General features: G+C 41.5%; 22 protein-coding genes and 1 pseudogene. 21 read left to right on the forward strand and 2 right to left on the reverse strand.

What is annotated here, in order from left to right; genetic code table 11:
* Both AYJ08_RS08860 and AYJ08_RS08865 read left to right on the forward strand, forming a co-directional pair.
* Nucleotides 1–308: pseudogene (locus AYJ08_RS08860) on the forward strand (M20/M25/M40 family metallo-hydrolase); the annotation flags it as partial.
* A gap of 137 nt (nucleotides 309–445) precedes the next feature.
* Nucleotides 446–1,555: a DUF3866 family protein gene (locus tag AYJ08_RS08865; protein WP_064017415.1), complete on the forward strand. Its 1,110-nt coding sequence runs from the start codon at nucleotides 446–448 to the stop codon at nucleotides 1,553–1,555.
* A 7-nt stretch (nucleotides 1,556–1,562) separates the two neighbouring features.
* On the opposite strand, the gene AYJ08_RS23490 is transcribed toward AYJ08_RS08865, so the two are convergent.
* Nucleotides 1,563–1,700, reverse strand: a complete 138-nt coding sequence (locus AYJ08_RS23490; protein WP_157452841.1) for a Z-ring formation inhibitor MciZ — start codon at nucleotides 1,698–1,700, stop codon at nucleotides 1,563–1,565.
* A 273-nt stretch (nucleotides 1,701–1,973) separates the two neighbouring features.
* On the opposite strand from AYJ08_RS23490, the gene AYJ08_RS08870 reads away from it, so the two are divergent.
* The 8 genes from AYJ08_RS08870 to AYJ08_RS08905 all read left to right on the forward strand — a co-directional run bounded on the left by AYJ08_RS08870 (nucleotide 1,974) and on the right by AYJ08_RS08905 (nucleotide 8,351).
* Complete coding sequence (locus AYJ08_RS08870) at nucleotides 1,974–2,537, forward strand: NUDIX domain-containing protein (RefSeq protein WP_003337824.1); 564 nt, start codon at nucleotides 1,974–1,976, stop codon at nucleotides 2,535–2,537.
* A 2-nt stretch (nucleotides 2,538–2,539) separates the two neighbouring features.
* Complete coding sequence (locus tag AYJ08_RS08875) at nucleotides 2,540–3,721, forward strand: endonuclease Q family protein (RefSeq protein WP_064017416.1); 1,182 nt, start codon at nucleotides 2,540–2,542, stop codon at nucleotides 3,719–3,721.
* A gap of 76 nt (nucleotides 3,722–3,797) precedes the next feature.
* The gene (spoIIM, locus tag AYJ08_RS08880) at nucleotides 3,798–4,424 is read left to right on the forward strand and encodes a stage II sporulation protein M (RefSeq protein WP_064017417.1); all 627 of its coding nucleotides are present in this window, start codon (nucleotides 3,798–3,800) and stop codon (nucleotides 4,422–4,424) included.
* Nucleotides 4,425–4,518: 94 nt separating this feature from the next.
* On the forward strand, nucleotides 4,519–4,980 hold the full coding sequence (fur, locus tag AYJ08_RS08885) for a ferric iron uptake transcriptional regulator (RefSeq protein WP_003337821.1): 462 nt from the start codon (nucleotides 4,519–4,521) through the stop codon (nucleotides 4,978–4,980).
* Nucleotides 4,981–5,085: 105 nt separating this feature from the next.
* On the forward strand, nucleotides 5,086–5,325 hold the full coding sequence (locus AYJ08_RS08890; RefSeq protein ID WP_064017418.1) for a DUF4227 family protein: 240 nt from the start codon (nucleotides 5,086–5,088) through the stop codon (nucleotides 5,323–5,325).
* Between the two features lie 82 nt (nucleotides 5,326–5,407).
* Entirely contained in the window at nucleotides 5,408–6,295 is an 888-nt protein-coding gene (xerD, locus tag AYJ08_RS08895; protein ID WP_031414382.1) for a site-specific tyrosine recombinase XerD, read from the forward strand.
* Between the two features lie 57 nt (nucleotides 6,296–6,352).
* Nucleotides 6,353–7,528 carry a phosphopentomutase gene (deoB, locus tag AYJ08_RS08900; RefSeq protein ID WP_064017419.1) on the forward strand — a complete coding sequence of 392 codons (1,176 nt, stop codon included), beginning with the start codon at nucleotides 6,353–6,355 and terminating at the stop codon, nucleotides 7,526–7,528.
* Nucleotides 7,529–7,541: 13 nt separating this feature from the next.
* Nucleotides 7,542–8,351, forward strand: a complete 810-nt coding sequence (locus AYJ08_RS08905) for a purine-nucleoside phosphorylase (RefSeq protein ID WP_064017420.1) — start codon at nucleotides 7,542–7,544, stop codon at nucleotides 8,349–8,351.
* 93 nt (nucleotides 8,352–8,444) lie between these two features.
* Here AYJ08_RS08905 and AYJ08_RS08910 read toward each other — a convergent pair whose 3' ends face one another.
* On the reverse strand, nucleotides 8,445–9,200 hold the full coding sequence (locus AYJ08_RS08910; protein ID WP_064017421.1) for an IclR family transcriptional regulator: 756 nt from the start codon (nucleotides 9,198–9,200) through the stop codon (nucleotides 8,445–8,447).
* Nucleotides 9,201–9,415: 215 nt separating this feature from the next.
* On the opposite strand from AYJ08_RS08910, the gene AYJ08_RS08915 reads away from it, so the two are divergent.
* From AYJ08_RS08915 to AYJ08_RS08965, 11 genes are all read left to right on the forward strand, one after another.
* Complete coding sequence (locus AYJ08_RS08915) at nucleotides 9,416–10,504, forward strand: ABC transporter substrate-binding protein (RefSeq protein ID WP_064017422.1); 1,089 nt, start codon at nucleotides 9,416–9,418, stop codon at nucleotides 10,502–10,504.
* A 9-nt stretch (nucleotides 10,505–10,513) separates the two neighbouring features.
* Entirely contained in the window at nucleotides 10,514–11,623 is a 1,110-nt protein-coding gene (locus AYJ08_RS08920; RefSeq protein ID WP_064017429.1) for an ABC transporter ATP-binding protein, read from the forward strand.
* Nucleotides 11,624–11,625: 2 nt separating this feature from the next.
* Complete coding sequence (locus AYJ08_RS08925) at nucleotides 11,626–12,468, forward strand: ABC transporter permease (RefSeq protein ID WP_064017423.1); 843 nt, start codon at nucleotides 11,626–11,628, stop codon at nucleotides 12,466–12,468.
* Nucleotides 12,465–13,271, forward strand: a complete 807-nt coding sequence (locus tag AYJ08_RS08930) for an ABC transporter permease (RefSeq protein WP_064017424.1) — start codon at nucleotides 12,465–12,467, stop codon at nucleotides 13,269–13,271. Before AYJ08_RS08925 ends, AYJ08_RS08930 begins: the two co-directional genes overlap by 4 nt.
* 18 nt (nucleotides 13,272–13,289) lie before the next feature.
* On the forward strand, nucleotides 13,290–14,426 hold the full coding sequence (locus AYJ08_RS08935) for a M20 family metallopeptidase (protein ID WP_064017425.1): 1,137 nt from the start codon (nucleotides 13,290–13,292) through the stop codon (nucleotides 14,424–14,426).
* A gap of 550 nt (nucleotides 14,427–14,976) precedes the next feature.
* Nucleotides 14,977–15,456 carry an Lrp/AsnC family transcriptional regulator gene (locus AYJ08_RS08940; RefSeq protein WP_026315239.1) on the forward strand — a complete coding sequence of 160 codons (480 nt, stop codon included), beginning with the start codon at nucleotides 14,977–14,979 and terminating at the stop codon, nucleotides 15,454–15,456.
* A 501-nt stretch (nucleotides 15,457–15,957) separates the two neighbouring features.
* Nucleotides 15,958–16,890 (forward strand): ABC transporter permease, encoded by a 933-nt coding sequence (locus AYJ08_RS08945; RefSeq protein ID WP_064017426.1) that lies wholly within the window; start codon nucleotides 15,958–15,960, stop codon nucleotides 16,888–16,890.
* A 7-nt stretch (nucleotides 16,891–16,897) separates the two neighbouring features.
* Complete coding sequence (locus AYJ08_RS08950; protein WP_064017427.1) at nucleotides 16,898–17,812, forward strand: ABC transporter permease; 915 nt, start codon at nucleotides 16,898–16,900, stop codon at nucleotides 17,810–17,812.
* A gap of 11 nt (nucleotides 17,813–17,823) precedes the next feature.
* On the forward strand, nucleotides 17,824–18,819 hold the full coding sequence (locus AYJ08_RS08955) for an ABC transporter ATP-binding protein (RefSeq protein ID WP_003337805.1): 996 nt from the start codon (nucleotides 17,824–17,826) through the stop codon (nucleotides 18,817–18,819).
* Between the two features lie 31 nt (nucleotides 18,820–18,850).
* Entirely contained in the window at nucleotides 18,851–19,810 is a 960-nt protein-coding gene (locus AYJ08_RS08960) for an ABC transporter ATP-binding protein (RefSeq protein WP_003344702.1), read from the forward strand.
* A gap of 405 nt (nucleotides 19,811–20,215) precedes the next feature.
* A partial coding sequence (locus AYJ08_RS08965) for a methyl-accepting chemotaxis protein (RefSeq protein ID WP_231929063.1) occupies nucleotides 20,216–22,166 on the forward strand: 1,951 nt, incomplete at its 3' end.

The raw sequence follows: 22,166 nt of genomic DNA on the forward strand, positions 1-22,166 counted from the left end.
CTTCTGAGCTTGGGGCGACTTGTGAAAATGATGTTAAGTTTATGTATTCCGGCTATAAATTTGATGAAAGTACGCCAGTGTTACAAAAAGCGATTGCCGCGGTTAAACGTGTAGATCGAGAGCCGAAGCTAACCAGTAGCGGCGGGGGCAGCGACAGCGAACGAGTTAAACGGAAACGCCAGCCCTTCTGTCACACTTTGTAGATCGGGTATGAAGAGATACATACAAAAAATGAACGCATGCCTTTAGAGGAGCTATACAAGGCTTCTGAATTAGTACTAGCGGTTATCGCTGAATGTGTAGAATAACGAATAGGAAAAGAGCTTGGTCATAGCACCAAGCTCTTTTTTGTATGTCCTAGAAAGTTTGGAAGAGGAGGGACATAAGTATGGATTGTATAAAGTTCCATCTTTTTTAAGAAATAAAATGGATGGGGATGAAGAGAATGCAACAAATGATGGCAGGTCATATTCTTACATATATAGAAGAACGAAAAGGGCTTACAGAAGTAGTCGTTCAGCGAGCAGATGGTAAAAAACAACGTGCTATTTATTATGGTCAAAAAGAAGATGTAAGGGTGGGGCAATCGGTGTTGCTTAATGTTACAGCGACTCGTTTGGAGTTAGGAACAGGTGGGACAGACTTTATAATGGCTCTGGAACCTTTCTGTAATAGACAACATTACCCATCAAAATACGGGCATATTATGAAAATGCGCTATACTCCTTGGCAGATGGCGGTGGATACACTAGAAGAACAGGAGAGTCCCTATCATGGGCTATTTGCTCAGGAGGAATTGTCTTTAGCGGGGAGTTTTGTACTGGTAGCAGAATTGCATAGTATGCTGCCTGCATTGTGCGTTCGATTAAAAGAACGGATGCCAGAAGCACGAATTGTTTATATGATGACGGACCATACCGCATTGCCACTCTCACTATCACAGCATGTACACTGGCTTGTAAGCAACGAATATTTACAGGCCACCATTACGACCGGTCAGGCTTTTGGGGGAGATGGAGAATGCGTCAATACCGTAACGGGCCTACTAGCTGCAAAACATGTGTATCAAGCGGATTGGATCATTTGTACGCCTGGACCTGGCGGAGTAGGTACAGCTACGCCTTATGGCTTCACAGGCTTACAATTAGCGGATAATTTGCATCATGTGGATATTCTGGGCGGAGTACCGTTTTTTTTACCAAGAATGAGCTTTGTAGATAAAAGAGAACGGCACTATGGCATTAGTCATCATACAACCACCCTGTTAAGAAAATTTGTGCTTCGTCCTGTACTTCTACCGATACCTATGTTCGAAGATGAACGTGATCTATATATCGAAAGCCAGATAGAACAGTCATCTTTGGCCAAAAAACATATTATCCTCAGACAAAAAGCAGGGACAGTATCAGAGATTGATAGTCTGTATAAAAGGCATCACCTAGAGAAGCTTTCCTCGATGGGACGGAATTGGAAGGAAGACCCGACTCCCTTTATCACCGCTGATATAATGGCCAAAACTGCCTGTTGGCTTAAGCAACTAGTCGAAATGAATTAAGTAGCGTTTAGACCTTGGGCTGATTTATTTGCAGTAAATAGTCATGTAATGTGATGGGCTGCTCAGATAAGCCACGCAGAGCGGCCTGAATTTCATTTACTTTCCCAACCAAGCGTAACTGTTTCAAATCTGTATATAATTTCATCCTAATGTCCTCCTTTGTATTTAGAAGAGTTATGTACAACTGGTTGAGAGTGCGCTTAGAACTGCGGTTTCATGTAAGAAAGTTGTGGTCATTGAAATTAGAGGAGAGATTTTCTGAGAAAGGGTTGTACAAGCTATTCTTGATGCTAAGATATGGAGAGGGGTTCGAAAATAGAACTAAAAGGAGAACTGTTTCAAAGGGAAACAGGTATTTTTATGTAAAGCATGATGTGCAAAAGCAGCAAAAAACATTGTCCTTTAGGAGGAAACATCCATGAAACAAGCTCAGCACGATTCGTTATATGAAAAAACGATTGCTACGAAAAAAATCTACGACGGCAAAATTATTTCGGTTCAGGTTGACGATGTAGAACTACCGAATGGTCATACAGCTAAACGGGAGATTGTGAAGCATCAAGGTGCTGTAGCAGTTATGCCGATTACAGAGGATGGCAAATTGATCGTTGTCCGTCAATTTCGTAAACCATTGGAGCGATCTATTGTAGAAATTCCTGCTGGTAAGCTTGAGAGGGGAGAAGATCCTTTAGAGTGTGCCAAGCGTGAATTAGAAGAAGAGACTGGCTTTAAAGCCAAGGAGTATAAACATATCAGCTCGTTTTATACCTCGCCGGGGTTTGCAGATGAGCTTTTACATCTGTACATGGCTACGGGATTGGTCGAGGGAGAATGCAAACCTGACGAAGATGAATTTGTTGAAGTGATGTACGTGACACTTGAAGAAGCTAGAAAACTTCATGAAGCGGGAGAGATTCGAGACGCTAAAACCGTTCTTGCTTTGTTTGTAATGGAAAATGAGCGTTTGAATCAGCGTCTGTAATCATGCTGTCCTCTTTCTTTGCGGATTTACATATACACATTGGCGGAACGATGTCAGGTAAGGCTGTGAAAATTACGGCTTCCAGAAAAATGACGCTTCACAGTATTTTGGAGGAAGCCTCTGAGCGTAAGGGTATGGAGATCATTGGTGTTATAGACGCCCATGCTCCCGAGGTGCAAGCTGAATTGCAGGAATTGATTGATCGAAAAATGGCTATAGCTCATCCCGATGGAGGCATCTATTATAAACGAACACTCCTACTGCTCGGCTGTGAGGTAGAAATTAAGGAGCCTAATAGAGGAGAAGCTCATTTTTTGTGTTATATGCCTGATTTGCGCAGGATGTGTCTCTTCACGGAGTGGTTGGCTGTTCGTTGCAAGAATGTACACCTAAGCTCACAACGCGTATATACAAGCCTTCTTGAGCTCCAGCATTTTATTGACCGGCACGAGGGACTTATGATACCAGCACACATCTTTACACCTCATAAAGGGCTTTATGGGAGCTGTACGGATCATCTTAGCGAGGTTGCCGATCCTAGCTTGGTCTATGCAGTTGAGCTAGGTTTAAGTGCAAATACGGATATGGCAGATCGGCTACAGGAGTTGCATGAGAAAACGTTTGTGACAAATTCAGATGCCCATTCCTTACAAAAGATTGGTAGGGAATATCAAGCGATCTTGCTAAAGCAACCAAGCTTCCACGAGTGGGCGATGGCGATGCGGCGTGGTCAGGGCAGAAGGGTTGCGTCTAATTATGGACTATCTCCACAGCTAGGTAAGTATCACCAAACAGCGTGTCAGGGATGTGGGTCCATGGAACAAGAGAATGAGCTGGGACGGTGCCCTGCGTGTGGGTATAAACGGATGGTAAGAGGTGTTAGCCAACGGATAGATCAGTTAGCTGATGTGCCAATCGGGGTGCATCCTACACATCGTCCACCGTATGTAGAGCAGATTCCTTTAGAGTTTTTACCAGGGATAGGACCTAAAATGCGGCAAAAAATCTACGAACAAATCGGAACCGAAATGGATGTTCTTCACCGGGTGGATGAGGAGATTTTGTGTCAGATATTAGGTGGAAAAGTAACGAGTACGATTGCAAAGGCAAGGCGTGGCGAGCTATTGATTCAAGCAGGTCGAGCTGGAATCTATGGAAAAGTAATGGAAGAAAAAGGGGAGTAGCACCTATTCATTAGTCATAGAATAGACAAGCGGTGCATAGATTGTAAGTATCCTGACAGCCAAGGAGGGGGCCGTCTTGCGTAACCGCTTTGGACATGGCATCCAACTTTATTTAAAAGAAAACCAATCCCTTTTCCTATTTACCATCGTCCTATTTACAATGGGCATTATCTTTGGAGCTGTGCTTGTTAATTCGCTTGATTTGTCACAGCGCCATGAATTGCTTGGCTTTCTCAATTATTTTTTCTCTAACTTTGATAAAAGCGGCATAACGGATTCCTCCCTACATTTTCAACAAGCGTTTGGATACCACTTAAAAACAATTTTGATACTGTGGGTATTAGGAATGTCCATTATTGGATTGCCGATGATTTTGCTCCTATTATTTCTAAAAGGTATCATTGTTGGTTTTACCGTTGGATTTCTCGTAGGAGAACTGCAATGGAAGGGAGTGACGTTTGCTCTGCTCGGTGTTCTTCCACAAAATATGTTAGTTGTTCCCGCTATGCTTATTGCCGGCGTTGCAGGTATTTCATTTTCTCTTCGTTTGGTACGTACTAGATTAGTTACACGTCGAGATAGCATTATGCCCCATTTCGCTCATTATTCGATTTTAGTGGGAAGCATGTTTATAATCCTGATAGCTGCTGCTTTATTGGAGACTTTTTTGTCGCCATTATTAATGCAGTACGCTATTAATTAAGAATAATTATAAGATAAGAACTTATGTATTTGACTAAATAGATTTCTCTCCTCTATAATAAGTACAGGTTTGATGCGAACGGGGAGGGGCATACATGGAAGAAAAAATAGAAAAGATAAAGCAACAATTACATTCGCACCACTATAAATTGACTCCGCAACGCGAAGCTACAGTTCGTGTCTTACTGGAGAATGAAGCAGATCATCTCAGCGCTGAGGATGTCTACTTAAAGGTAAAAGACAAAGCTCCTGAGATTGGCTTAGCGACGGTATATCGAACCTTGGAGCTATTGAGTGAGCTGCGGATTATCCATAAAATGAACTTTGGCGATGGAGTAGCGCGTTATGACCTCCGAGATGATAATGCTAAACATCACCATCATCACTTAATATGCTTACATTGTGGTACGGTGGATGAGATATTCGAAGATTTGTTAGTGGGAACAGAAGAGAAGGTAAAAGCGGACTACAAATTTGCTGTAACAGATCACCGACTCAGTTTTTATGGAATCTGCCATCGTTGTCTTGATAAAGTTAATTTGGAAGACTACAAGTAAGAACTTCTCCATAGTAAAGGAGAAGTTTTTTTCTTGTTCATGAAAGTCATGAATAGGGACAAAAAGGCATAAAATAGCAACAACCGTGCTCAAGGGGCTGTTGCAATGAGTTTTCCATTTCGCCGTTTTATGGAATTAATTCGATTCTTTTTGCTTTTTGTCACTTGTTCCTTGTTTAGTTATGGAGTAGTATCCTACTTGTCACACCATCTTTTGCCGGCAAATCCCTATAGAGAACCTTCCGGGAATGCTGTTAAAGTGGTAAAATGGCTGGACAATAAACCCGTATCTGAGTTGGACTGGTATTTAGAGCGCCTTCAGCTTTTTTTCTTGGAAGGAGAATGAAAAAGCAGGATTTTGTAAGTGCGTTGTTGAAATGTATAAGGTACCGCTCTGGTATAATTAATCCAGGAGGAGAAGTGGCTTCATGGATACGCTAATCGATCAGTTTACCCACTTTCTCGCAGTAGAAAAAGGACTTGCAGCAAATACGCTGGAATCCTATCAACATGACTTGGTAATGTACGCTGCTTATTTGAATGACCAGGGAATTAGCAAGATAGAAGATACTACGCGTACTCATATCGTTGGCTATCTATTTATGCTTCAGGAGAAAGGACGGGCTACGGCTACGTTATCTAGGAATATGGCATCCATACGTGCTTTTTATCAGTTCTTGGTTCGAGACCGTCATATGACAACTGATCCATCTATTCATCTGGAAACACCCAAAATCGAGAAAAGGTTGCCTAAGGTGTTGTCAGTAGAAGAGGTGGAGCGGTTATTAGATGGTCCAAAAGGAAATGTACCTATAGCATATCGTGATAAAGCCATGCTAGAATTACTATATGCGACCGGAATTCGCGTTTCCGAGTTAGTATCCTTACAACTGGGGGATATTAATTTGGACATGGGCTTTGTCAAATGTATGGGGAAAGGTTCCAAGGAACGCATGATTCCACTTGGTAGCATTGCCATTCAAGTGATCCGAACCTATTTGGAACGGGGGCGTCCACAGCTTGTTAAGGCAAGTTCAGACCAGGCCTTGTTTTTAAATCATTTAGGCACACAGATTACGCGCCAAGGGTTTTGGAAAATTATTAAAAAATATGCCTTACAAGAGGGAATTCAAAAGGAGATTACACCGCATACCTTGCGACACTCCTTTGCAACACATCTTTTAGAAAATGGTGCAGACTTGCGATCTGTACAGGAAATGTTGGGACATGCCGATATTTCTACCACTCAAATTTATACGCATGTAACGCGTACGCGCATCAAAGATGTCTATGCAAAAACACATCCTCGTGCCTAAAGAGATGGACGTACACTTTACAAGGCAGACTTCAAGCGCATAAGGAGGAACACACAAATGAATCGTTTTTCACGTGTATTTTTAATTGTGTTGGATAGTGTTGGAATTGGTGAATTGCCTGACGCTAAGAAATTTAATGATGAAGGTTCTCATACACTTGGTCATATTGCACAAAAGGTAGATGGGTTCGCACTTCCGCATCTTGCAGAATTGGGTCTGGGTACTATTGCTCCTCTACATAATGTACCAGCTGTGGCTGCACCTCGCGCGCACTATGGCAAAATGAAAGAAATCTCTATGGGAAAAGATACAACAACTGGACATTGGGAAATTATGGGGTTGCATGTATCTACTCCGTTTAATACATATCCAGATGGATTTCCACAAGAATTAATTGAGGAATTCGAGCAACGCATCGGGCGTAAAGTATTAGGTAACAAGGTAGCATCCGGAACCGAAATTCTGGATGAATTAGGCGAAGAGCATATGAAAACAGGTGCAGTAATTGTGTATACGTCTGCTGATAGCGTATTCCAAGTTGCTGCTCATGAAGAAATCGTACCGTTAGAAGAGCTATACAAGATCTGTGAGATTGCCCGTGAGCTTACACTGCGTGACGAATATGCGGTTACACGTGTAATTGCTCGTCCGTTTTTAGGAAAACCAGGGGCATTTGAACGTACGTCAAATCGTCATGACTATTCTGTGAAGCCATTTGACAAAACGGTTATGAACAACCTTGTAGAGGCAGGACTCACTTCCATTGCGATTGGTAAAATCTCTGATATTTATGCAGGAGAGGGCGTAAGTAAAGAGATTCGATCCAAGGACAACATGGATGGAGTAGATAAACTACTTCAAAGCATGCAAGAATCCTTCACAGGACTTAGCTTTGTAAATCTAGTTGATTTCGATGCCAAATATGGTCATCGCCGCGATCCAGAAGGGTACGGAAAAGCGTTAATGGAATTTGACGCACGTGTTCCTGAGCTACTGGCAGCTTTAAAAGAAAATGATTTACTTATCATAACAGCTGACCATGGAAATGACCCAACTCATCATGGCACTGATCATACTCGCGAATATGTACCTATACTGGCTTACTACAAAAACTTGGAGACAGGCAAAAATCTAGGTGTGCGTGAAACATTTGCTGACCTAGGGGCAACCATTGCCGAAAACTTCGAAGTGAAAATGCCGAAAATCGGTCAAAGTTTCTTAGCTCAATTGTAGGGGGAGAGCATACATGTCCAAAATTCTTGAAGCAAAGGCGTTTATTGAGGAAAAGCTTACTCAAAAGCCAACGATCGGCTTAGTTTTAGGCTCAGGTCTAGGTGTTTTGGCAGATGAAATTGAAGAAGCTACTGTTATTCCATACAACGAGATTCCCCATTTTACAAAATCAACAGTAGTAGGACATAAAGGGCAGCTTGTTATTGGAAAATTGAGAGGTAAGCAGGTAGTAGCGATGCAAGGACGCTTTCACTACTATGAAGGGCATGAATTGGAAGCTGTTGTGTTCCCGATTCGTGTTATGAAAGCGATTGGTGTAGAAACCATCATTGTTACGAATGCAGCAGGTGGCGTCAATGAATCCTACAAACCAGGCGATCTGATGTTAATTTCTGATCATCTCAATCTGACGTACCGCAATCCGTTAATCGGTGGAAATGATGAGTCTTTAGGCGCTCGCTTCCCCGATATGTCTGAAGCTTATTCCAAACGTTTACGTGAGCTTTCTAAAGAGATTGCAGCTACATTGGGCATCCAATTACAAGAAGGCGTGTATGCAGGGCTATTAGGTCCATCCTATGAAACTCCTGCTGAGATTCGCATGTTGCGTATTCTAGGCGGGGATGCTGTTGGGATGTCTACAGTACCAGAGGTAATCGTGGCTCGCCATATGAACATAGAGGTACTCGGTATTTCTTGCATCAGCAATATGGCGGCAGGAATTCTTGATCAACCATTATCCCATGACGAGGTAATGGAGACGACTGAGAAGGTAAAAGCCGAGTTTCTTTCCTTAGTAAAAGGTGTAATTGAAAAGATGTAATCCTTCATAATCTGTCGACGAGTGAAACACAAGGAATGCTTTCAAGCATTCACAAGAACCCCTTTGGCTTTTCTGCCCAAAGGGGTTTTTGTGCTAATGGTGATATCCTAAACCAAGTGATAATTGGGAAACGGTTCGTAATACTTTCAGCTGAAAATCATTCATATGAGGAAGCATGCGTTCAGATGGTCCGATTAGACTGATGGAAGCGATGGCTTGTCCGGTTGCATCAAAAATAGGGGCTGCAACAGCCGTTACACCAACATTGCGCAGATTGGAGCTAACTTCATAGCCGTTTCTCCTAATCGTTGTCAGACGCTGTTTCATTTCCTCAGTAGAAGTAAGGGATTGAGGGGTGTATGCTTTTAGTCCAGATGCAAGAACTTCATCAATAAAAGTCTCAGATTGATAAGCAAGCAAACACCGAGCACTACTTGTCGCATATAAAGGAAACCGCCGATAGGCATCAACGGTAAAGCGAATAGGATATTCGGAGTCGATTTTGTCCACATAAATAGCATCTTTACCATCCATAATACAAAGACATACCAATTCTTTGGTCTGGTCTGCCAGTTCTACAAGATGGGGTTTTGCATATTCTACGGTATTGTGATCACGTAATACCTTTGAACCTAATTCAAGTAGGGTATAACCAAGCGCATATTGCTTGGTTTTTTGGTTTTGGCGAATAAAGCCCTCACTCTCAAGTGTGGTTAGTAATTTATGTGCGGCGCTTTTGGACATCGCCAGTTTTTTACTTATTTCTGTTACACCCAATTCTTTAGGAGAATCTAAGAAGAGTTGCATAAGATGACAGCTTTTTTTAACGGAAGATAAGAAGTTGTCCATCCGATTATTCCTTTCCTATGAAAAGTCATACACGATTGACTGGTATTCCAAAAAATGGGGAAAAGCCCTGATGTAACGGTATTGTATCATGGACACATAATTTTCACAAATAATTGATTTTTGAAAATATTCATGCTAAAATTCACATATCGTTCCTATATGGATAACTATGTTCACGATAAGAGAACAATAAAAGAGAGTATGGGGGGCTTATAATGAAGAAACAAGCGTGGTCAGTTTTATCGGTTATTGCACTTTCGGCCGTATTGATGGCAGGCTGTGGAAGCTCAGCACAACCAGTGGGAAGCAATGATGCAAAATCTCAATTCGAGGACAAGCTCGTTATTGCTGGAAATGGTGCTACCGTAGAAAAATTGATGAAAGACGAGATTTTTAAAAAATTTAATGAAAAATATCCGAATGTAAAGCTCTCCTATGTATCAGGTGTTTCTACTGAAATTGTAGCCAAGATAAAGGCACAAAAAAACTCTCCACAAATAGACCTAGCCATCATAGAGGGCGGTGAGCAGGAAAAAGGCCGTACAGAAGGATTATGGCAACCGATTACAGCAACAGATATTCCCAATGCGGCTAATGTAGCTGATGACTTAAAGGTGTTAGAAAATTCAGGAGTTGCGGTCAATTTCACACCTATGGGTATCTCCTATAATACTGACCTAATAAAGGAAAAGGGTTTACCCGTGCCAGAATCCTGGAATGATCTTGCCCGTCCTGAAATGAAAGGCAATTTGATTTTAACCGATATTACTAGCAACTTCGGGCGTAGTGCGTTAATCATGCTTGCGTATGCCAATGGCGGTTCGGAAAAAGAAATGGAGGAGGGCTTCAAAAAGCTAGAGATGATTGCGGGATATATGCCTACATTTGCAAAGTCTGCTGCACAGCTCCAACAGAATTTGCAAAGTAAGACCTCTGCCTACACAGCGTGGACAATGGCACGGAGCATTACACAAAAAAAAGCAGGATTACCGCTTGAATTCGTCTTTCCCAAAGAAGGGGCTAATATAGTGCCAAATGTAGCGGTTATGGTTAAAGGGGCAAAGCATCCTGAGGTAGCAAAGGAATTTATGAATTTCTTACTAACAGATGAGGTGCAGAGCATGTATGCTTCAAAATTATATTACAATCCTGCTACCAAAGTGGACTTGCCGGATGATGTAGCCAAACAGCTTGATTTTGATCGGACCAAAGTTGTGAACTTTGATTATGCCGTTTTAGGAAGTAAGACGGGAGAGTGGATTAATCGCTTCAACAAGGAAATTGCGCCCAAAGTAGGAAAGTAGGTGTCCACATTGACAAAAGTGCCGGATGTAGAATTTATAAATATTCAGAAAAGGTTCCAAAATCAGATTATTGTTGATGACTTCCAGCTTCAAATTGAGCAAGGCGAGTTCATCTCCTTGCTAGGTCCTTCTGGTTGTGGCAAAACAACAACGTTAAATATGATAGCCGGTTTTTTAGATCCAGATCAGGGTGATTTGCTCATTAAAGGAAGGAGGATGAATGGAGTTCCCCCCTATAAGAGAGAATTGGGTATGGTATTTCAAACCTATTCCTTATTCCCGCACATGACGGTAGGGGAAAACATTGGCTATGGATTAAAATTACGCAAACTATCTAAAGCAGAACAGAAGGAGCGAATCCAAAAGGTCCTAGAGCTGGTGAAGCTACCACATGTAGCAGATCGATACCCCAAGCAGCTTTCAGGTGGACAGCGTCAACGTATTGCCATTGCCAGAGCATTAGTTGTAGAGCCGTCACTGTTACTTCTTGACGAGCCATTAAGCAACCTAGATGCGAAATTACGTGAAGAATTACGTGATGAGTTGAAGCGGCTACATCAGGAAATTGGAGTTACGACCATTTTTGTTACGCATGATCAGGAAGAAGCATTATCCCTATCCGATCGAATAGTAGTCATGAATTACGGACGTGTAGAGCAAATCGGTCGACCTCATGAAATTTATCATCATCCAGCAACAGAATTTGTTCATACGTTTATTGGCAAGTCAAATCGAATACCTGGTCGTATTACCGCTATAAACGGTCAGATCATGACGATTAAAACAGATGGAGATTGGGAGATACAAGCTATTGTGACTAACAAAAATCTACAGATAGATCAACGAGTGATAGCCAATGTCCGTCCAGAGAAAATCAAACTATTTTCCTTGAATGACCGATCAAACGATAAATCCTCCATGGATAATAAAGTATACGGACAACTGACATTTTCCTCATTTCTTGGTGCCTATACGGAATGTAGGGTGCAGATTGGAGGAGTCCAGCTAGATGTACGCGTGCAAGAATCGAGTGTGCTTACAGAAATGAAGCAAGAAGCAACGATCATTTGTCAATGGGAAAAGGAAGATGTTTTTGTAATGGCGGAGAGGAGGGAGTAAAGATGTCAAAACGACTTGGCTATCTGTTATTACTTCTACCGGCCATGATTATTTTACTTGGTGTCTTTCTTATACCTATGCTTTTTATTCTTCTTTTAAGTTTGGAAGGAGCAGAGGGGCAGTTTAGTTGGTCCAATTATCTCATGTTTTTTCAGGATACATATTATCTAGAGATACTAGGACGAACAATCTCTCTAAGCTTATACACCGTTGCCTGCACATTACTACTAGCCTATCCTGTAGCCATGTTTATGGCCCGTACACAGGGAAAGCTGCGCGGGCTTGTCACGATGTTAATTTTGTGTCCACATCTTATAAGTGTTGTGATACGAAATTTCGGCTGGGTAGTCATTTTGGGAGATACAGGCTGGCTGAATAGCATGCTGCTAAAAGTAGGGATTATTGAAGCGCCACTCCGCTTGTTATACAACGAATTAGGCATTGTTATAGGCTTAACGGATGCGTTTATTGCTTATATGGTATTGGCAATTGCGACTAGTCTTTATACCATTGATGCTTCCTTGTATAAAGCGGCTTCTATCTTAGGAGCAACACGCCTTCAATCTTTTTTTCACATAACCTTACCGCTGAGCATGCCTGGTGTGTTTGCCGGCATTACACTGGTTTTCAGTTTGTCGATGAGTGCCTATGTAACACCAGCCCTAATGGGAGGAACGTCGGTTAAGGTTATTCCTGTACTAGCCTTTGAACAAATCATGTCGACCCTTAACTGGCCATTAGGAGCAGCACTCGCTATCTTATTGCTTTCAAGTACGGTTGTGCTGGTCACTTTGTTTAGTCGATTCGTAGAAACAAAACGGTATAAAGAGGTGTTTACATCATGAGACAAGGAAGATTTTCTTGGCTAGGTGTTATCACCGTTGCCATTTTGATTTTTGTAAATGCGCCTTTTTTGATTATTGTTCCAAGCTCATTTACAACTGCCGGCTACCTATCGTTTCCCCCTGAAGGGTTTTCCTTGGATTGGTATAAGCAAATCCTAGATCGGCCTGAGTTTATAGAAGCCTTCTGGTTTAGCCTCCAGTTGGCAGCTATCACAGCCATCCTTTCGACCTTGTTTGGAACAATAGCCGCCATCGCAATCTCCAAATATCAATTTAAGGGTAAAAATATTATCAGCGGCTTGCTCTTGTCACCTTTAACCGTGCCGTCACTGATTATTGGTATCGCGGCGCTGTTGTTCTTTACCCGTCTCGGGCTCGGGGGAACATTCTTAGGCTTGCTTCTAGCACACATATTAATTTCAATTCCTTATGTCGTACGACTTGTTTTGACGGGGTTAACTACCTTTGATTACACCTTAGAAAAGGCGGCGTATATGCTAGGGGCAAGACCGGTGCATGTGTTTTGGGATATTACATTACCGATGCTGCGTCCAGCGATTTTGTCAGGCTTTATTTTTTCGTTCCTGACTTCCTTTGATAATGTGACGGTATCCTTATTCCTAGTTGCTCCAGATACAACAACGTTACCGCTCGCCATTTTTACCTACATGCAGGAATCACTTGATCCAATGGTGGCTTCTATTTCATCGGTTGTTATTCTGATTAGTTTATTTTTTATCTTTTTATTGGAAAAGGTATATGGTTTAGATCGTTTATTTGGACTAAACGCACAACAACACTAATGGAGATGTCATCTACCTATGGCCCTATATACTTATTTGCAAGAACAAATGCCTACCTTTATGCAACACTTAGAGGAGAGTGTCAATATTGATTCTCCTTCTAAACATAAATCACAGAGCGAAAAAATAATTGCTTGGTATATAAAAGTCATGCATAAATTAACAGGCGGAAGGGTTCACCGTTATACGAACCCCACCTATGGCGACCAATTGCGCTGGGAGGTAGGGACAGGAAGGAAAAGAATCTTATTAGTCGGTCATTATGATACAGTATGGCCACTACAGGAGAGTATAAAGAGACCATTTCGTTGCGAGGATGGAAAGGCATACGGACCCGGGGTCTATGATATGAAAGCAGGGATTCTTCAAGCTATTTTTGCCATTCAAGCTCTGAATAGATTTGATCGCCTTCCAAAGGATAAAACGATTGTACTTCTTCTTACAGGAGATGAGGAAATCGGTAGCCCGACTTCTCGATTGATTTTGGAAGAGGAAGCGAAAAAAGCAGAGGTTGCGTTCATATTAGAACCGCCGGTAGCTCCTCATGGGGCATTGAAGACGTGGCGCAAAGGTAGCTCGCAGTACACGATTCAGGTATCGGGGGTTTCGGCTCATGCTGGAGTTGATCACGATAAAGGAATTTCAGCTATTCAAGAAATAACCTATCATATTCAACGTTTGCACTCGCTGACCAATTATGCGAATGGAACAACGGTTAATGTGGGGACAATTACAGGCGGGGTTGGGCGAAATGTAGTAGCCGATTATGCTGAAGCCGAGGTAGATGTGCGAGTGCAATCTGAAGAAGAGGCCGAACGAATTCACCAGATCATGATGTCTTTGCAGCCAGTTCTTCCTGGAACAAAGCTAGTTGTGAAGGGAGGTATCAATCGTCCGCCGATGGAAAAAACGGAGAAAAGCTATGCACTTTTTGCGTTAGCGAAGTATATTTGTGAACAGGAGTTCTCCTGCTCCTTAACAGAAGAGGGAACAGGTGGTGTTAGCGATGGTAACTTTGTCGCAGCTTGCGGGGTTCCCACGTTAGATGGATTAGGGGCAAGTGGCGATTATGCCCATTCCCCGCGTGAGTTCATCTGGATAAAAGATCTTCCAAAACGAACGACACTATTAGCTCGTTTGTTAGAAGAATGTTAAAAAGGATAGATAAGACTCTCTTGATCCAAACCTAGGCCAGGACTGCTTTTATGGATAAATGGGTGGGGCAGGTTAGAGAGTCTTTCCTTTACATGTTACGATGCAAGGTCAAAAATGTATGCGTTATGTTACATATGTAAGATAATTCTGTCAGATGAACATAAAAAAATATAAAATAAATAAATTATAATAATGAAAGACAAAGAATGGGATATTTCAAACAAGAGACAAAATGAAAGCGTTATCATCGCTTTATTACCAAGACTATTTTGATTTAAAACGAAAAGTTTATGAAAATTGACCGGCAAGTTCAGTTTGTAGCATACATTTGTAGGAAATTCATGTTAGTTCTATTCACTTTGTTTATAATATTTTATGTTTGTAGGGGCTGTAATTCGTTGACACCGTAATAAATTCGTAATATTTTTATATGTAACAGACAGTTTGTTTCGTTATTTTGCGAAATTCGTAATGAAATGGAAAAGTACGAAAGTGAATTCGTAGAGTAGATGAGATCAAACAGAAATAAGAGTAAAATGGAGTGGTAAGATTGAGGAAAATCGACCATGTGGATAGGCAAATCTTGCAGATCCTCCAAGAAGATGGCCGAACTCCTTATACAGAGATTGCTCACCAATTAAAAGTGAGTGAAGGCACGATTCGCTCGAGGATATCTCGTCTATTACATGATGGAGTTTTTCAATTCGTCATTCGCACCGATCCGGAAAAGCTAGGGCTTAATGTGCTGGCGTTTATCGGGCTAACCACGAAATTGGGCAAACAGAAACAAGTAGCTGCGGAGTTAACGGAACTACCTCAGGTTACATTTGTGGGGGCTTTTAGTGGTAAGCACGATTTAATCATACAAGCCTGTTTTTACAGTAATGATGAGCTGATTATCTTCGTTAATGAGCAACTCTCGCGAATCGATGGCATACTCGCTGCCGATGTCTCTTTGGAGCTAAAGCAGTATAAAGAATCTTTTTCGTATGTGCGTGAAGAGGATATTACGACACCAGAAGGGGGTTAAACAAGCCGGCTTTAGAACCGTATCTCCCGATGCTAGATTTTTCAGAAAAAACATACAATGAGAGCATTGTGCTATGAATCATGCATCTATTAGGTATAGGGCATGATTTAGTGAACTATTTGCCCTCTGTTTTGATGTATGATCAACCTTCTGAATTGCACTGATTAGAAAGACATTATACAGTCTCTAGGTTTTTATCTAGAATATTCAGAATGAATAACCTATTTGGTTTACTTTACTTAAGTAGTACAATAACGCATAAGATTTATGGAAAGAAAGAATTGGTTCATTTCATGTGAATAGATAACTAAGATTGGATAATAGCTTTCATGCAAACATGGATAGTGCATGCTCGAAAACTGTCGAATATTGTAAAATACTTGCTTGAAAAATGATGATCGCTTGTACAGTAGCACAATCATATATTCACATATGGTCATCTAAGATGCACCAAGGTGGATTGTGTAGAGATAGTAGAAATCTTTTAAGGGGGAATGAGGTTTGCTCCGTTACCTTGGTAAACGTGTTATTTTTATGTTTGTTTCGTTGTTTTTAATTGTTACCGCGACTTTTTTCCTGATGCATTCAATTCCGGGTGGACCATTCACCGGTGAACGTAATGTACCACCAGAAATTCAAAGAGCGCTGGAAGCAAAGTACAATCTGGACCTACCGATTAGTCAGCAGTACCTGCTGTATTTGAAAGGAATTATTACTTGGGATTTGGGTCCATCCTTTACTGAGAAATCATCAACGGTTAATGATATGATCAATCGTGGATTTCCTGTATCAGCACACTTAGGTTTACAGGCTTTATTAGTCGCTATTTTTGGCGGAATTTCCTTAGGTGTTATTGCCGCTCTCTATCATAATAAATGGCAGGATTATAGTGCCATGTTGATTGCGGTGCTTGGACTTTCGGTACCTAGCTTTATCCTAGCAAGTTTTTATCAATATTTCTTCTCGATTGAGCTTGGATGGTTCCCGATTGCAAAATGGGAAACTTGGAAGCATACAGTCTTACCGACATTCGCGTTGGCAGCAAGTCCGCTTGCCTTTATCGCACGTCTAACTCGTTCTAATATGATAGAAATTATGGGACAAGATTATATTAAAACAGCTAAATCTAAAGGATTAAGTACTTTCGTTATCACAGTAAAACATGCGATCCGAAATGCACTTTTACCTGTTATTACTTACTTAGGACCTTTGTCTGCTAGCATTTTGACTGGGGCTTTCGTAGTTGAAAGAATTTTTGGTATTCCTGGTCTTGGTAGAGAATTCGTTATATCCATTACGAATCGTGATTATACGGTTATCATGGGTACAACTGTCTTCTATGCGATGATACTTGTAGTCATGGTTTTGATTGTGGATATTGCCTATACATTGATTGACCCACGCATTAAGCTTGGCGATGTTGGAAGGGAGTAGTGACAGAATGCAATTAACAGAAAAACACTTTGAGCCTGTCTCTGTAGATGCTAGTCAGGCTGAACAAATTAAGCGTCCAAGTTTATCCTTTTGGCAAGACGCATGGCGTCGTCTTAAACAAAATAAAGTAGCTATGGTTTCGCTTATCTTTTTGGTAGCCCTAATTGTCTGTGCTATTGTTATGCCAATGGTGAGTTCTAACGACTACTTCTCTACAGATTTAACTGGTAAAAACAAAAAGCCTTCCATGGAACACTTTTTTGGAACGGATGATCTAGGACGGGATATGTTCGTTCGTATTTGGTACGGTGCACGTATCTCCCTTGAAGTAGGTTTTGCCGCTGCCTTTATTGATTTGATTGTTGGAGTACTTTGGGGTGGTATCGCAGGTTTCTATGGTGGTAAAGTGGACGAGGTTATGATGCGCATTGCTGATATCCTGTTTGCTATTCCATATCTATTAGTAGTTATCTTACTTCTGGTTGTATTAAAACCTGGTGTTACGACTATTATTTTAGCCCTTACCATAACGGGCTGGATCGGGATGGCCAGGATTGTAAGGGGACAGATGCTACAGCTTAAGCAGCAGGAATACGTACTAGCTGCGAAATCGCTTGGTGCTGATAGCAAACGCATTATCTTTAAGCATTTGATCCCAAATGCTTTGGGTCCGATCATCGTAACGTTGAGTTTGTCGATTCCAAGTGCGATTTTTGCCGAAGCATTCTTATCCTTCCTTGGTCTAGGGGTTTCTGCACCAGTTGCTTCGTGGGGAACCATGGCATCAGAGGGATTGCCGGCTATGAAGTATTACCCATGGCGTTTAATGTTCCCAGCTGTTTTTATCAGTTTAACCATTTTGGCCTTAAACCTGTTGGGTGACGGTATTCGAGATGCAGTAGACCCACGCTTACGTAAATAGGAGGGATTAGGATGGAACGAATTTTGGAAGTAAAAGATTTGCATGTTTCCTTCCACACCTATGCTGGTGAAGTGAAAGCTGTGCGTGGCGTAAACTTTCATGTAAATAAAGGGGAAGCAGTAGCAATTGTAGGGGAGTCCGGCTGTGGAAAGTCGGTAACAGCTCAATCTTTGATGAAGCTAATTCCGACGCCTCCGGGTGAATATAAGCAGGGCCAGATTTTGTTTAATGGTCAGGATATTATTAAAAAGACAAATAAAGAGATGGAATCTATTCGCGGTAAAGAAATCGGTATGATTTTCCAAGACCCGATGACTTCCCTTAACCCAACCATGACGATCGGTAATCAGATCATGGAGGGCTTGATTAAACATCAAAACATGAGCAAAGCCGCTGCTAAAGAACGTGCCATTGAACTATTAAGCATTGTAGGCATTCCACAACCAGATCGCCGTGTGAACCAATACCCGCATGAATTTTCCGGTGGTATGCGCCAACGCGGCATGATCGCAATCTCTCTTTCATGTTCGCCAAAGCTGTTAATTGCCGACGAGCCAACAACAGCTCTTGATGTAACCATTCAAGCGCAAATTCTTGATTTGATGAAAGATTTGCAAAAGAAAATGGGAACTTCTATTATCATGATCACGCATGATTTGGGTGTAGTTGCTGAAATGTGCGATCGTGTAGTCGTTATGTATGCTGGCAAAGTCATTGAAGAGGGTACGGTAGACGAAGTATTCTACAATCCTCAGCATCCTTATACAAAAGGCTTGCTGCGCTCTGTACCACGACTCGATTTAAATCGTGATGAGCCGCTTACTCCAATCTTCGGTACTCCGCCGGATCTGTTAAAACCTCCAGTGGGATGCGGCTTTGCTGCACGCTGTGAGTGCACAATGAAGGTATGCATGGAATACGATCCAGAATTGACTACAATTAGCGACAGTCAACGCGCCGCCTGCTGGTTACAGCATCCGTTAGCACAAGCTCGCACAGGTTCGTAAGGGAGGAGGAGCACAGATGTCAAACAAAGCTATGTCAAACGATGATACATTGGTTGAGGTACGCAATTTAAAGAAATACTTTAAGATCGGTGAAAATACATTAAAGGCAGTCAATGACGTATCCTTTACGATCAAACGCGGTGAAACCCTAGGAATCGTAGGCGAGTCTGGCTGTGGGAAGTCTACTGCTGGTCGTACAATTCTTCGCTTATACGATCCAACTGAAGGACAAGTAATTTTTGAGGGCAAAGATTTGGCCAAATTAAGCCCTGCTGAAATGAAAGCAATGCGTCGTAACATCCAGATGATTTTCCAAGATCCATACGCTTCTCTTAACCCGCGTATGACAGTTGGCGATATTATTGGTGAAGCATTAGATATTCATGGGCTGGCTAGTGGTTCAAAACGTAAAGAACGCATCCAAGAATTGTTGTCATTAGTAAGCTTGAATCCTGAGCATATGAACCGTTTTCCACATGAGTTTTCTGGTGGTCAGCGTCAACGTATTGGGATTGCACGCGCTCTAGCTGTTGAACCGAAATTTATCGTGTGTGACGAACCGATTTCAGCATTGGACGTATCCGTGCAAGCTCAGGTTGTTAACTTATTGGAGCAGTTGCAAGAAAAAATGGGCTTAACGTATATGTTTATCGCCCATGACTTGTCCATGGTAAAATACATTTCTGATCGGGTTGGCGTTATGTATTTAGGAAAAATGGTAGAGCTAGCAGATAGTGAAAAGCTGTATGAAAAACCGCTCCATCCGTATACACAAGCTTTATTATCTGCGATTCCTATTCCAGATCCTGAAATCGAGCGTACTCGTGAGCGTATCGTCCTGCAAGGCGATGTACCGAGTCCAATGAATCCACCAAGCGGTTGTCATTTCCGTACGCGTTGCCCGAAAGCAATGCCGGAGTGTGCAGCGAAGGAGCCAGCTTGGAAAGAGATTGAATCAGGTCATTTCGTAGCTTGTCACTTGTTCAACTAAATTCGTTATTCTCTGCGAAAAACGAGTTCAATAGAAAACGGCGCCTTGCAGTACAGCAGGGCGCCGTTGTTCTTTTATCCGGTAAAGCATGGCATTTTTTCATTTCAAATTATATCCAAAAATTGTAGAGAATCGTATTTTGTAAAACGGTGTGGTAATCATTTGTAAAGTTATTATTTTGTGAAATTTTACAGTTTTTTAGTAATTAAGTCCCTCTGTTTATCCGATATAGATAATAAGTTTCATGTTTCTTTTATACATATGAATAATTCGTGGTACTATAGGCTCGATATGTGCCGGGTCTTTTAACATGTTAGGAGGATGATAATAATGATCAAGGGAGTTAGGGGGTTAAAGGATAACTGGAGGCCCTCTTTAACAAACATAAGAAAAGCAAGACTTCATATGGGGAACTCCATAGCAACTAAAATGATTATCTGGGGAATCATCATGGTTCTATTGATCTTTGGAACCTTAGAAACGATCGTATTGTCTTTCTCCAAAAATACGTTAATCAACATTACAACCAAACAATCTAAAATGTTGACAGAGCAATACACAGCCAGTGTTGATGATTGGATAAATTCAATTGCGACAAAAGTAAAAAGCTCTGCTTCAAAGAATGTAATGCGTACCAACATTGATACCCTGGTAAAAGATGAATTTAAATTGTTGCGACAGAGTTTTCCGGAAATTAAAAAGATTCATCTAGTGAATGGAAATACAGGAATCGAAGAGTATTCATTAACTACTATGAATTTCACGAATTTTAATGATAAACCCTTTTTTAAAGAGGCAGTTTCTAAAAAACAAATGGTTATTTCTGGTGAAGATATTCAACCTCATGTAGAAAAAAGCTATGGCTACATCGCAACACCAATTGGCCCATCTAATAGCGATACAAGCCGTATCCTAATAGTTGCCTTTTCTATGCAAAAATTGCTAGACAGCGTAGCAGGAGTTCAGTTCATGGAAAATGGCTACGGCTATGTATTAAATGAGAATGGTCTGGTCGTAGCTCATAAAAATGAGGAATACACGAACAATTTAGAGGTAGGTAGTAATCCGGCTTTTAAAGAATTGATGCAAAAAGTAGTAGATCGCTCAAGTACAAATGTTATTTACAAAGATAATGGAATCGAATCATTCGCATCAATTGCTCCATTAAAAACGTTGCCATGGAGCTTGGTATTAAGCACAAGCCTGTCGGAAATCTACGGAGAAGTTAACAGCATGGGCTGGATTATATTCTTAGTCAGTATTCCGGTCACTGTGCTAGCAGGTGTAGCCATTTGGTGGTATGCAAATTCGATGAAACGGCAATTATTATCTGTAACAACACAAATGCAGCGAGTTGGCAGTGGAGACTTCACGACAAAAATTGAGGTGCGGGGTAAAGACGAAATTGCTCAAGTCGGACAAGCACTTAACCAGATGGTGGGTGAACTAAAGGATTTAATCACCCGTGTACAAAGTCAAGCAGTTGTCTTACATGTGGCATCTGGTGAGTTGCAGAAACATTCTGAAGCAAATACCGTATCCTTGCATCAGATTTCAGGCACGTTAACTGGGATATCTGAACGTATATCCATGCAAAATCGAGAAGTGCAGAATACTGTGACTACTGTTTCGGAGATCTCCGAGGGGGTGGAGCAGGTTGCGATATCAGCAGAAGCTACATCTCATGCTACATCGAAAACATTAGAACGGGCACAGGTCGGCATGAAGCAGGTTCAAGATGTAGTGGAGGTTGTTCGTGGTGTTACGAAAGAAATCGGACAAAATGCGAATCGGATGCATTCGTTACGCCAACGCTCAAATGAAATTGCAGAAATCGTTAAAATGATAACGGGAATCGCATCTCAAACCAATCTGCTTGCTTTAAATGCAGCCATAGAAGCAGCACGGGCGGGAGAAGCAGGTAAAGGATTCTCGGTTGTAGCAAGCGAGGTTCGCAAGTTAGCAGAGGAAAGCAGCAGCTTCTCAGAAAAAATTGCAGCAATCGCGGGATCGATTAACTATGAAGCAAAAGAGATGACGCAAAATATGGATGAGGTAGTAAAACAAGCGGATGTTGGACTTACATCCGTGGAAATGGTAGGCCAATCCTTTACCCATATCTTACAGGAGATTCAGGCGGCTGCTGAACAGGGTGAATCCATGACGGCTATTTCAGAAGAGATGGCAGCCGGTAATCAAGTTGTTAGTAGCTCCATGCAAAACTTGTCACAAAGGTCTGGGGAGATTGATCAATCACTGATTGAAGCAGTTACTACTATCGAAGCGCAGTTAAAAGCGATTGCAGAGATAAATAAAAACGTCCAAAGTATGCAAGAATTATCAAATGATTTAGAAG

The organism is Brevibacillus sp. SKDU10 (assembly GCF_001645205.1).
GTDB classification, from domain to species: Bacteria; Bacillota; Bacilli; order Brevibacillales; family Brevibacillaceae; genus Brevibacillus_B; species Brevibacillus_B halotolerans.